This is a genomic window from Microbacterium jepli (assembly GCF_047237905.1).
GTDB lineage: Bacteria > Actinomycetota > Actinomycetes > Actinomycetales > Microbacteriaceae > Microbacterium.
This window is the reverse complement of sequence record NZ_JBDFLW010000005.1, coordinates 1,901,266-1,912,505: the sequence shown is the minus strand read 5'-3', so window position 1 is coordinate 1,912,505 and position 11,240 is coordinate 1,901,266. Positions and strand designations below refer to the sequence as shown.

The following is an 11,240-nucleotide window of genomic DNA, read 5'->3' as shown; positions in this document are numbered from 1 at the left end:
GAGGCGATGACGCATCCGAAAACGGGGGATGTGGGACAAGCGTGCCCAGCCGTAGTGTCTCCACAGTCGTGAGGTAGGAGACGCAGATGAAGACGTACGGGACCGCACTGGGAGATTTCCTGAAAGCGCGCCGCGACGCGTGTCAGCCGGAGTCCGTAGGGCTGGCACGTGAGCACGGTCGGCGCGTGCCGGGCCTCCGCCGCGACGAGGTCGCTCGGCTGGCAGGGATGAGCAGCGAGTACTACATGCGTCTAGAACAAGGCCGGGTGGACACCCCTTCTCGCCAGGTCGTCGACGCTATCGCCAGGGCCATGCGCCTGAGCTCAATCACGACGGACTACCTCTACCGTCTCGCGGGCATCGGGCTGCCCCGCACCACGGACATCCCCAAAGCCACCAGCGACACCCTCAACGCGGTCTTGCATCGCTGGCGGCACACTCCTGCCTACCTAGCCGACCGGAACCTCGACATCCTCGCAGCCAACGAACTCATGACCGCCGTCACCCAAGGCGACATCGAGCCCGGCATGAATGCCCTCGAACTCACTTTCACGGACGGGATCAAGGACAAGCTCGGCGACTGGGAGCGCATCGCGCGCGAGACGGTGTCGGCCTTCCGCTACCTCGGAGATGAGACAGCCCCCCGCCATCGCCAGCTGGTGGCCTCCATGCGCTCCAACCCGGACTTCGCCCGCTTCTGGGACCTTCGTGAAGTGAGCCTGCCGCTCGGGTACGAAGTTCGCGCGACCATCGAAGGACTGGGGGATCTGTGCGTTGACGTGCAGAACTTCACGATCCCCGATCTCCAGGGCTACACCGTGACCTTGTATACCGCGGCGGCTGGTTCGTTCACGGAGCAGGTACTGCGCGATCTGGCCGCATCACTCGAGGTCGCTGCGTAAGACGCGCTACCCCTCGTCGTTGAGCAGTTCCTCCCAGTCCGCCGGCACCCGCCCCGCCGGCCCCGGCACGCTCTGAGCGAGCGGGTGGTGAGTGGGAGCCATCAGCGGCGGCCCAGTGACGTCGCGCTCATCGAGGTAGTCCCACCACCAGTCTTCACCCGGCTCAAAGCTCTGCACGAAGCGGTGTCTGCTCGCCTCGTAGTGCCGGGTCGCGTGCTGGTTGGGAGACGAGTCGCAGCAGCCGACGTGGCCGCAGGCCGCGCAGCGGCGAAGGTGCAGCCACCACGAACCCTCGCGGATGCACTCCAGGCAGCCGGGACCGCTGGGCGGTGCGGTCGGGTCGATGGCGTCGTTCACGCCGTTCACGGTAGCCGCACCTTCGCGCCGGTGATCAGACAGCCGTCGCAATCCAAGAAACGGTTGTCGAGTTATCGTCAGGAGCTTCCTGCGCTCGATGCGGCTCCTGTAGCGGGTACGTGGATGCGACGCGTGGGCATGTTGTGCCCAGTCACAAAGGGGGTTCAGTTGAGCCACGCGCCCACCCCATCACCCGCCGTAGCGTCCCTCCCAGGTCAGAAATCTCACCCGGAGGCAGCCATGGAAAGTCAACGCGTCGTCGAGCATCTCGCCCACGAACTGCGGCGGTCCGTCGTCATCGCGGACATGGACAATCAGATCCGGGGCGTCTCCTACCGCGCTGAGGACCACCAGATTCTGAGCCGAGACGACGTCGATGGTGCCACCGCGGTTGTGCAGGACTGGCTACGCGCCCCAGGGACACAGCGTCGGCGGGCGGGCGAAACCCTCCAGGCGGATTCCGGACCCGCGTGGGTCACCATCCCCCTCCTGGTGGACGGGGACGTGACGGGGTGGGCCGTAATCGCCTGGCGCCCTGCTGAGCTCCGCTCAGAGCAGTTGGCACTTGTCGACATCGCCGCCACTCTGTTCGCCACGGTGGGGTCGTTGCAACCGACCGGACGAGAGGGCCGGCGGGTGGTGTTCCGCAACCTTCTGGACTCGGACCCCGCGACCCGGCGGGCGAGCCTCCGGCGTGCCTCGACGCAGCGTTGGTTGGATCGGCGCGACGCTACGGACATGCACGCGTTGATCTTCGATGACGAGGTTGACGTCCTCGAACGCCTTCGAATTACGCAGGTGCTGAGCCGCACGCTTCCCGGCCGCGCTGAAGTGCTCCGCGAGCGCGATGACGCTGTCTTCGTTCTCTCCGGACGAGCCCCCGTCGGCACGGACATAGGTGCCCAGATTCGCGCCTGGGCGGCAAAAGGGTCCGTCCCGTTGCGGGCTGTCGGTTCGGCTGCCGTGCGCCCCGACGATGAAGACCTCGCACGGGCGGCGCACGCGGCTGTCACCGTCGCCGAGCTGAGCTTGTCGATGCCTGAACTGGCGAACGTGACCACCGGCGACAGCCTCGGGGGCTGGGCCCTGCTGCACGCTGTGAAGGGTCACCGCGGCTTGCTGTCTGTTGCATCCCCCGCGGCCGAGCTGTTGTGCACCTTGGGTGATACCCAGCGAGAGACCGTCGAGGTGTACCTCGACGAAGCGGGCCAGGCCCGTGCGGCGTGTGAACGTCTCCACATCCACCGGACCACCCTCTACTACCGTCTCGACAACCTCCCGGAGGTGGTGAAGGCGGCCCTGGCGGACGGGATGCAGCGGAGCACGCTTCATCTAGCACTGAAGCTCGACCGCCTATGGGCGGCCGCTGGCGTCTGAGCCCTACCCCTCGATCAGGTAGCGGTGGACGAGGGTCAGTGCCATGGCACCCTCGCCGACGGCCGAGGCGACCCGTTTCACCGAGTTCGACCGAACGTCACCGGCCGCGAAGATCCCCGGCACTGACGTCTCCAGGTAGAAAGGCGCACGCTCCAGCGGCCATTGTTCCAGCTGCGAGCGCGTCAGGTCGACACCGGTCACGATGAAACCACGGCTGTCGCGCGCGACCTTCGTTCCCGCGGTCCACTCGGTGTTGGGCGCACCGCCGATGCATACGAAAAGGTGACTCGTGCCGACCCGGGTTGTTCTCCCTCCCTTCTCGAGAGTGAGCTCACGGAGAACGCTGTTTCCGCCTAACGCGGTGACAGTCGTGCCGGTCACCACGGTGACGTTCGGCCGGGCGACGAGGCGGTCTCGAAGGTACGCGGACATCGTGTCCGACAAGGACGGGCCGCGCACAAGGATGGTCACGCGGGCCGCGAATTTCGAGAGGTTCATTGCTGCCTGACCGGCCGAGTTCGCGCCACCCACTATGTAGACGTGACGGTTCACGCAGGCCGAGGCTTCGCTGGTGCCAGCGCCGTAGTACACCCCGGAACCTTCAAACTCGGTCTCCCGCGGTAAGTTGAGGCGGCGCCAACGCACTCCGGTGGCGGAGATCGCCGCCTTGGCGCTGAGTTCCGAACCATCCGCAAGGACCGCGCGCACCTCATGGTCGCGGAAGGTACGGTCGATACCTTCGCGCATCAGAACAAGCTCAGCACCGAAGGCCAGAGCCTGTCGACGTGCACGGTCGGCGAGCGATGCACCCGAGATACCGTGGGGGAACCCGAGGTAGTTCTCGATGAGGCTGCTCGAGCCCGCCTGTCCTCCGACGGCGTCGCGCTCGACGACGGCCACGGTGAGTCCCTCAGAGGCCCCGTAGACGGCGGCGGATAAACCCGCTGGCCCTGCCCCGAAGATGAGCAGGTCGTAGGCGGCGCGACGCGGTGGGCTCACCCAGCCGAGGTAGCCGGCGACGTCCGTGGGGGTGGCGTCGTCGAGGACAGTCCCGTCCGGGAACACGACTACCGGCAGTCGGCGCCCGGTGAGGTCGAGGTTGCCGACCCGGGTTGCTCCCGAACCGACGAGCGTTGATGTGAAGGGGACCTTGCTCCGGGTGAGGTAGTTGCGCAGGACGAAGGCGTCGCGGCCATTGCGGGCTTCGAAGAGGCGAATGGCCTGGTCGCCAGCAGCTTGCCTCATGCGTGCAGCTGATGCCAGGCGCTGATGCGGTTCTGTTCCACGCGGAAGCTCGCGAAGCTCATCACCGTCTGCGGCTTCATGGTCGGAAGAGCCAGGTGGAGCGAGAGCTCGGTGAGGACGACACGGCCCGCTGCCGCGACCTCGAGCAGCTCTGTACGGTGCTCGGTGAAGGTCGAGCGAATATTGCGGACCATCGCCACGACCGCGGAACGTCCTGTGACGCACTGCCGCAAGGACGCTCGGTAGACGACATCGTCGGTGAGGAGGGCGTGGATCTCGTGATCGCCACCCTCGTTGAGGGTTGTCGCGAAGTCTCGGACGATGAGTTCGATCTCAAGTTGCTCGATGGCTGTGAGGTACTGGCCCACGACATCACCTCCTGATCCGAAGCAAGCCAATGACGTTGCCCAGCACGGTAAAGGTGAGGGTTGCCGGTCCGCTGTAACCGCTGCCGTGCACCTGGCAGTGAACAGCGACTGAGGTGTCATCGACGGCATGCAGGAGATCGGTGAAGCGAACACCGTGATCGACCACCCATCGCTGGGCCCACAGTTCGACTGCGGGCCCAGCTTCAAAGAGCACTCCCCATGCGTCGACCACGCCGTCGACAGAGAAGCACTCAACGAACGTTGCCACGTCATGGGCGTTCGCGGCCTGGATCGCACCGCAGACAACGGATGGTACGAGACCCGCGAGGCGCAGGGTGGGATCGGCGCCCGAATGTTCTCGGACTCTGACCGGCGTCGCGACGACCGGCGTGAGGGGTCGGTGGCTCATGGCCGGCTCCTGACTCTGAAGTGGAGCCGAATGTAGCGAGGAGCACCGTGGCGAGTATTCGACGCCCGTCGAGAACCGGATCGACGGGAGTCTCGCCCGCTGACGTCATCTCGTCACTTGTCGGAGCGCGCGGCGACTCAGCGTTCTACGGTGAACGGACTAAGTGGATGGAGGAGTAGATGTCGGAGAACGTCGCGGAGTTGTTCGTCTCGACGCTGGAGCGTGCCGGGGTTACGCGCGTGTGGGGACTGCCAGGCGACTCGCTCAATGGCTTCACCGACGCGCTACGCCGCTCGGGCAGCATCCGATGGATGCATACCCGTCACGAGGAAGCGGCGGCGTTCGCTGCTGCGGGTGAGGCCGCGGTCACCGGGGAGCTCGCTGTCGTGGCGGGCAGCTGCGGGCCGGGGAACCTTCACTTCGTGAACGGCCTGTTCGATGCGCAGCGTTCTCGCGTGCCTGTCCTCGCCATTGCCTCTCACATCCCAAGTTCCGAGATCGGCAGTTCTTACTTCCAGGAGACGCACCCGCAGGAGCTCTTCCGCGAGTGCAGCGTCTACGTCGAGCTCGTCGGTGATCCCGCTCAGCTCCCCTGGGTCCTGGAGACCGCTATGCGCACCGCCGTCGCGAAGCAGGGCGTCGCTGTCGTGGTCGTCCCCGGCGATGTCTTCCACCGTCCTGCGCCAGCCCGCCGGCTGAGCGCACCCATCGCTGCCGCGCACCCGGTCATCGTCCCCCGTGCGGGCGAGCTGGCCGCTGCAGCTGAGGCGCTGAACACTGCCGGGAAGGTCACGATCCTCGCCGGTGCTGGTGTCGCGGGCGCCCACGTAGAGGTTCTCGCTCTCGCCGAAAAGCTTCAGGCGCCCATCGTCCACGCCTTCCGCGGGAAAGAGCACATCGAGTACGACAACCCCTTCGACGTCGGGATGACGGGTCTCCTGGGGTTCGCCTCCGGGTACCGAGCGATGGAGCGGTGCGATGCTCTCCTCATCCTCGGCTCCGACTTCCCATACCGGGAGTTCTACCCCGCGCACGCCACTGTCATCCAGGTCGATGTTCGCGGGGAACAGCTGGGCCGGCGTACGCCCATCGACCATGGACTCGTCGGTGACGTCGCCGAGACCGCCCGCGCGCTGACCCCCCTGATTCGGAACGGCCGCTCCTCCGAACACCTGCAGGACAGCCTCAAGCACTACGCGAAGACGAGGCAGGAGTTGGACTTGCTGGCCAACGACGACGGCAAAGCCCCGATCCACCCTCAGTACGTCGCAAGGCTCGTCAACGACCTCGCCGACGAGGACGCGATCTTCACGGCCGACGTCGGATCCCCGGTCATGTGGGCGGCGCGCTACCTGCGGATGACGCCCGAGCGCCGGCTGTTCGGTTCCTTCAACCATGGCTCGATGGCCAACGCCCTCCCCCACGCGCTCGGAGCGAAGGCCGCCTACCCGAACCGGCAGGTTGTCGCCCTCGCCGGTGACGGGGGCCTGTCCATGCTGATGGGTGAGCTCCTCTCCCTCCGCCAGAACGACCTCGATGTGAAGATCGTGGTGTTCAACAACTCGTCCCTCAACTTCGTCGAGCTCGAGATGAAGGCTGCGGGGACGATCAACTTCGGCACGGACCTCGCCCCCACCGACTACGCCGCCATTGCTCGAGGTGCGGGCATCGCCGGCTACCGGGTGGAGCAGGCGAGCGAGCTCGCCTACACGCTCGAGCGTGCGCTCGATGAACCGGGACCCGCCGTCGTCGACGTGGTCGTCGCCCGTCAGGAGCTGAGCATCCCGCCCTCCATTACCGCGGCCCAGGCGAAGGGCTTCGCGCTCTACGCGCTGCGCACGGTCTTCTCCGGCCGCGGGGATGAACTCCTCGACCTGGCGGACACGAACGTCTGGCGCCGGCTGTTCCACTGACCGCGCGCGGAACACCGTTGCGACGGCGGCGAGCAGGAAGCGAAGCATGACCTTTACCCTGCGACACATCAGCTCGAGACGGTGCCGCGAGTCGAAGAACCGCGTGTAGAGATTGAGGGGTCCGCGAGCTTCACCCTCGCTACGGTCGCACCGTTCGAGTCGATTTCGGTCGGCTGGCCGAGAGCCGAGCAGCAGGTTCCGGCTGACCGGCTCACCAAACCACGCAACGCTGGCGCACCCCACCGCCTGCTTTTCGTGGCGATCATCATCAACGCACGCCCTAAAGCGCGACTGTTGAAGTACCTCGAGGGAACGTTCAACCGATCCGCGCGAGTTCTGTTTCCCGAATACGAGGGGCACAAGACCCATGGGCGGTTCGTGCGCCCTGCACAGTGAGGTTCGCGCTCAGCTACGACGGCGCCACGCCGAATCAGGCGTAAGCGCGGTGTACGTGCCAATCGTCCTCGGTGCGGTACGCGTCGAACACGACGCTTTCCCCTGCCGGGTCGGTGGCCTGGAAACGCCATCCGTAGAGCCCGTGGTGGTGCTCCAGCGGTGCTGACCATACCGACTCCCGAAGCCGGGTGGGTGTGTCCGTGACGCGCCACCGACGGCCGTTGTAGATCATCCGGGCGGGGATGTCGTTGACCAGCCATAGCGTCGTCTCGGGGGCCGTCGCCGTCGTGCTCATAGTGTCCGATATTAGTACACCTGTTCGAATGCGACTAGACTGGGCCCCCCGCGAGAGGAGGCCAGCCATCGGTACCTCGAAACGCTATGCGCACCATTTCGACAAGCTGATGGATCAACGCATCGTCGAGCGGATAGCAGCGACAGCGGGCCCGCTGCAGTCCCTCAGTCGGGAGGAGCTCGGCCTGGATACGGAACCGATCACACGCGATCCGCAGCCGAAGCGGGCGCACGCTTGGGTCCGATCCGTGGGCACACCGGTCCTCGTTGAGTCGGAGGTCCTCAGCTGGACCGCGAACGCCATCGCCATCCGCTTCATAATCGGCTCGATCGAGCACAAGGCCTGGGTGTGGTCTTCAGCAGTACGGGAAACATCGACCATGTCGGCGCCCGACGCTTCGACCCCGCGTTGAGAATGTTCGCCCCCTGGCGCGCTTCCTCCATGCGTCGGCCCGAGGAACCCTGCTCGACAGTAAAGCGTGAGTCCCCTAGCTGGAGGGCGCCTCGGGAGCCGCTGCACACCGACTCGACTTCTTCCGAATCGTTTTCACACATGGCGGCATCGACGTAGCCATCTTCTCGATGGCGGGCCGAGGGTCGGAAGGCGCCGAGGTCGGCAGGCCTGGCAACCGCCGCTTCTCCGCCTTGCTCGAAGCGGCTTCGCCGGCGTCAGGGGACGGCGGCTGGAGGTGGTCGCGACAAACAGAATCGCCGACGCCGCTACCGGTTCCGCGTCGTCGGCGTCGGCGTCGGCGGCGGCGGCGGCGGCGGCGAGATTGTTCAAGCCTGCGCGAGGACGGGCGTGGCTGCTCGAGGTCTCAAGCGTGATGCAGGGGCGACGTGTCCTCAAGTCGCCGGTCGATTTCATTCAAGTAGTCGTTTAGCTCGCGGAACGGTCCACAGTATGCGCCGATGAGGCACGCGACGATGAAGGTGCCGTCCACGATGACTCGGAAGTCCGGCAACAAGCTAGTCGAGCCCCCGTCGTTGACCGCACGCATTGCACGGACCAGGTCGGATTCCGGAGGGACATCGCCGAGTGCCTGGTACAGAGTTCGGAGGATGAGCATTGTCTCCGCGCCGACGAGGGGAACATCAGCCAGCGAGAACCCGGCAAAGGCCGCCCATTCCGCAAGAGCGGCTCCCGGGTCCGAGGTGAACAGATCGTCGACAGACAAGACGAGGTTGCCTTCCTCAGTCACCCGGCTGGCACTATCCCGGCGGTACCGCCTCCAGGCGGGAGTGCCGTCCGAGGCCATGGACGAGACGGAGGAGATGTCGAACATCGAGTTGATAGACATAGCTGAGCTTTCGTTCTTGAGATTGCCCAAGGCTTGGGCTTGCAGAGTCTCTATGCGCGGTCCCGACAGGCAGCTCTACCTCGACGCGACCATGAGTGTTCCACGACGGGGCTGGGCCACCGCTCGCCACCCGTGCGATTGACATCGGGACACACGCCAGAGCCACTCGCAGCGTCATCGGGCCGGCTTCTCTGCTTGAGCGGGTAGCCGACTCCGGCCCATACCTACCTGCGATAGCAACAGAGAAGGTAGACAGTCCCCGGTGCCGCGTATTTGGCACCGGGGACTGTCTTGGAGGCAGCTCGCGTCAGTCGCTCACCGTGGATCCCAAGATCTCGTCGAGCGCGGTGGCTGAGCCGACCGTGGTGTAGGCGGAGCCTGCATAGTGCTGACGGGTCGTGCGGAGGTCGCTGTGTCCAAGAAGGGCTTGAGCGTCAGTCAAGTTGCCGCTGTGGATCGCGACCAGGGTGGCCGCGGTGCGCCGGAGCAGGTGAGGCGTCAACTCCTTGATGTCGATACCGGTCGAGGTGAACACCTCGACCAGCTCCTCGTCGGAGCGCAGCGTTCGCATTGACCGACGGACGTTTCGCGGGGAAATCCATCCCGGTGCACGTCCCTGGATCAGAGGGTCGGTCGGGCGCCGCTGACCGCCGCGCGGAGTGTGCGCGATGGCCTCTTCGATGGCCGCGACAGCGAACACAGGGAGCCGAACTTGGCGAGCTTGCCCACGCCCCTTCAGCTCCGGCTGGCGGACAAGTTCCCATTGCTCGTTGTCGGTCAGCGTCCCTAGGACGGCGATGGTGCCAGCGCCCGCGTCGTAGTCCATCATCCGTAGGGCGAGCACCTCCGCGATGCGGAGGCCAGACCCGAGCTGGAGTTCCACCACCCACCGCAGGACGAACGCTGGACCTTGCCCTGCGGTGGAACGGACACGCTCTTCGCGCCTGACGATGGCGGACCTCAGGGCCAACACCTCCCTCGACCCGAGGGCGATCGGAACAGTCGGCTTAGGCTCGCGCCGACGCAGGCTCAGGACCGGGTTGCTGCTGATCACGTCTTCCTCGACGGCGAGGCCGAGCGCTCCGCTCAAGGCGACCCTGGCGTGGTGAGCCGCGGACGACGACCGCTCCTTCTCGACCCTGGTGAGGATCCGCTTGATCGTGGCCGGGCGAAGCTCAGCAACGGTCAAAGCCCCAACGAAGGGCGCCAACCAACGCACCGTGTCCCGGTACATCCGTGTGGTCTGCGGGCGGACACGGTCAACCCGATCCTCGATCCACTGCTGGAGCAGCTCTGAGAGCGCGGTGTCGGCGGTGATCTCGCCCGTCATCGCTAGGGACTCAGCCTTCCGCGCGATCAAAGTACGGGCCTCCGCCTCGGTCGGTGCGCTCACCCTCAGCCGACGACTCCGCCCTCCAGCATCGCGGGTGTGTCCGCCGGCGAGTACACGATCTCCGAGGTCCGTGATGGTAATTTTCCCCAGCTTCCCGACGGGGGTTTTCGGGCGCCCGGCCATCAGCGTGCGCCCATCTCGTCGAGCCACGCGGCGATGGAGCCCGGCCGGTAGCGGACGTGCTTGCCGATGCGAAGGAACCGCGGTCCGTAGGCCCGTGATCTCCATCCCTCGACGGTGCGGACAGGTACTTGGAGGAACTCAGCAAGCTGTTCCTGAGTGAGCAATGTGTTCAGTGTCTCGGTCATGGTTATCGTGTACGCGGCGCCCAGATTTTTCCGTGCACCGTCCACATCGCCGGCCCGAGAGTTGATGTGTACGGGGCAGGAGTGACCCTACGGTTGTCTCCGTCGAGGCCGATGCAATTTCTGCGAACGCGGGTCACGACGTGGTCAGACCGCGGATGGCGTAGGAGAACGCGACCGCCCGGCGGGGGTTGAGTTCGCCTCGCTGGTGGGCGAGTCGCTGCCGCGAGTACCACTGGCCGAGGGAACGTTCGCGGGCATGAACCGCCCGCACGCGCGGTGGACGACCGTGCGCGGCGACGAACATGCGTAGGTCTTCGGCACGCTCCTCCCACCGTTCTTCGTGCGGAGCCCATCGCCAGCCAGGCAGCTCTGCCAACAGCCGCTGCTGCTCTGCGCTGAGATTCCACGAGCGCCGCTGATTCGACATCCACGTCACCAACGCCGAGTCGGTCGTCGATGCCTGAGTGGGCAGGCGCCCCGCGGATTGGGCGAATCGCCGCACCTGGTCGTACCGCTGCATCCACACCGCGGGGGGACGTTGAGTGTTGTTGCTGGTGTCTCCGTCTGTCATGCACGAGACATGCGCGGCGCGTGCTCAGGGTAGGCCCATCTCTCGATTCGAGTGCACGCAAGGTCACGGCCCGCAGCGGGGGGAGCGCGACGACGCGACCGAACGCGCACTCGCGGAAGGAATCACGAGCCCGTACTCCAAACGAGAAACACTCCCCCGACAAGCCAACATCAGAGGACTCGCGCGATGCGAGGGAACGCGTGGCTACCGGCATCTAATGCGTACCCAGCGTTTAAAACGTCCAAAAATGGCCCCGAAAATGGACTCGAGGCGCCGATGCTGCAACCTCTGCGCACCGTTTTACCGCGGAATTCCGGGCTTTTCGTAGGGCGGGTGGGACTTGAACCCACGATCGTCGGGTTATGAGCCCGCTGCCTTGACCAGCTTGGCCACCGCCCCCTGCATG

The 11,240-nt window shown here is 65.8% G+C and carries 13 protein-coding genes and 1 tRNA gene; 4 read left to right on the top strand and 10 right to left on the bottom strand.

The genetic code is table 11. The features are described from left to right. Positions 1-86 precede the first annotated feature (86 nt). Entirely contained in the window at positions 87-902 is an 816-nt protein-coding gene (locus ABC304_RS13355) for a helix-turn-helix transcriptional regulator (RefSeq protein WP_412931338.1), read from the top strand. A 6-nt stretch (positions 903-908) separates the two neighbouring features. Here the strand turns inward: ABC304_RS13355 and ABC304_RS13350 are convergent, their stop codons facing one another. After that, complete coding sequence (locus ABC304_RS13350) at positions 909-1,259, bottom strand: UBP-type zinc finger domain-containing protein (protein WP_412931337.1); 351 nt, start codon at positions 1,257-1,259, stop codon at positions 909-911. A gap of 240 nt (positions 1,260-1,499) precedes the next feature. Between ABC304_RS13350 and ABC304_RS13345 the strand changes: the two genes are divergently transcribed. Further along, positions 1,500-2,636 carry a PucR family transcriptional regulator gene (locus ABC304_RS13345; RefSeq protein ID WP_412931336.1) on the top strand — a complete coding sequence of 379 codons (1,137 nt, stop codon included), beginning with the start codon at positions 1,500-1,502 and terminating at the stop codon, positions 2,634-2,636. Between the two features lie 3 nt (positions 2,637-2,639). Here the strand turns inward: ABC304_RS13345 and ABC304_RS13340 are convergent, their stop codons facing one another. The 3 genes from ABC304_RS13340 to ABC304_RS13330 are packed head-to-tail and all read right to left on the bottom strand — an operon-like array spanning position 2,640 to position 4,658. After that, on the bottom strand, positions 2,640-3,881 hold the full coding sequence (locus tag ABC304_RS13340; protein ID WP_412931335.1) for an NAD(P)/FAD-dependent oxidoreductase: 1,242 nt from the start codon (positions 3,879-3,881) through the stop codon (positions 2,640-2,642). Then, positions 3,878-4,249, bottom strand: coding sequence for a nuclear transport factor 2 family protein (locus ABC304_RS13335; RefSeq protein ID WP_412931334.1), 372 nt, complete (start codon positions 4,247-4,249; stop codon positions 3,878-3,880). Before ABC304_RS13335 ends, ABC304_RS13340 begins: the two co-directional genes overlap by 4 nt. A 4-nt stretch (positions 4,250-4,253) precedes the next feature. Beyond that, a complete protein-coding gene (locus ABC304_RS13330; RefSeq protein ID WP_412931333.1) occupies positions 4,254-4,658 on the bottom strand; it encodes a hypothetical protein in 405 nt (134 codons plus the stop codon). A gap of 179 nt (positions 4,659-4,837) precedes the next feature. Between ABC304_RS13330 and poxB the strand changes: the two genes are divergently transcribed. Further along, complete coding sequence (poxB, locus tag ABC304_RS13325) at positions 4,838-6,571, top strand: ubiquinone-dependent pyruvate dehydrogenase (protein ID WP_412931332.1); 1,734 nt, start codon at positions 4,838-4,840, stop codon at positions 6,569-6,571. Between the two features lie 430 nt (positions 6,572-7,001). On the opposite strand, the gene ABC304_RS13320 is transcribed toward poxB, so the two are convergent. Then, on the bottom strand, positions 7,002-7,262 hold the full coding sequence (locus ABC304_RS13320) for a hypothetical protein (RefSeq protein ID WP_412931330.1): 261 nt from the start codon (positions 7,260-7,262) through the stop codon (positions 7,002-7,004). Between the two features lie 109 nt (positions 7,263-7,371). On the opposite strand from ABC304_RS13320, the gene ABC304_RS13315 reads away from it, so the two are divergent. Next, on the top strand, positions 7,372-7,674 hold the full coding sequence (locus tag ABC304_RS13315) for a hypothetical protein (RefSeq protein WP_412931328.1): 303 nt from the start codon (positions 7,372-7,374) through the stop codon (positions 7,672-7,674). Positions 7,675-8,079: 405 nt separating this feature from the next. Here the strand turns inward: ABC304_RS13315 and ABC304_RS13310 are convergent, their stop codons facing one another. The 5 genes from ABC304_RS13310 to ABC304_RS13290 form a co-directional block, all read right to left on the bottom strand. Further along, positions 8,080-8,562 (bottom strand): hypothetical protein, encoded by a 483-nt coding sequence (locus tag ABC304_RS13310; protein WP_412931327.1) that lies wholly within the window; start codon positions 8,560-8,562, stop codon positions 8,080-8,082. A 307-nt stretch (positions 8,563-8,869) separates the two neighbouring features. Continuing rightward, positions 8,870-9,955: a site-specific integrase gene (locus tag ABC304_RS13305; RefSeq protein ID WP_412931325.1), complete on the bottom strand. Its 1,086-nt coding sequence runs from the start codon at positions 9,953-9,955 to the stop codon at positions 8,870-8,872. A gap of 122 nt (positions 9,956-10,077) precedes the next feature. Then, positions 10,078-10,263, bottom strand: a complete 186-nt coding sequence (locus ABC304_RS13300) for a helix-turn-helix transcriptional regulator (RefSeq protein ID WP_412931324.1) — start codon at positions 10,261-10,263, stop codon at positions 10,078-10,080. Between the two features lie 133 nt (positions 10,264-10,396). Then, entirely contained in the window at positions 10,397-10,834 is a 438-nt protein-coding gene (locus ABC304_RS13295) for a helicase associated domain-containing protein (protein ID WP_412931322.1), read from the bottom strand. A gap of 325 nt (positions 10,835-11,159) precedes the next feature. Further along, positions 11,160-11,233, bottom strand: a tRNA-Ile gene (locus tag ABC304_RS13290). Positions 11,234-11,240 lie beyond the last annotated feature (7 nt).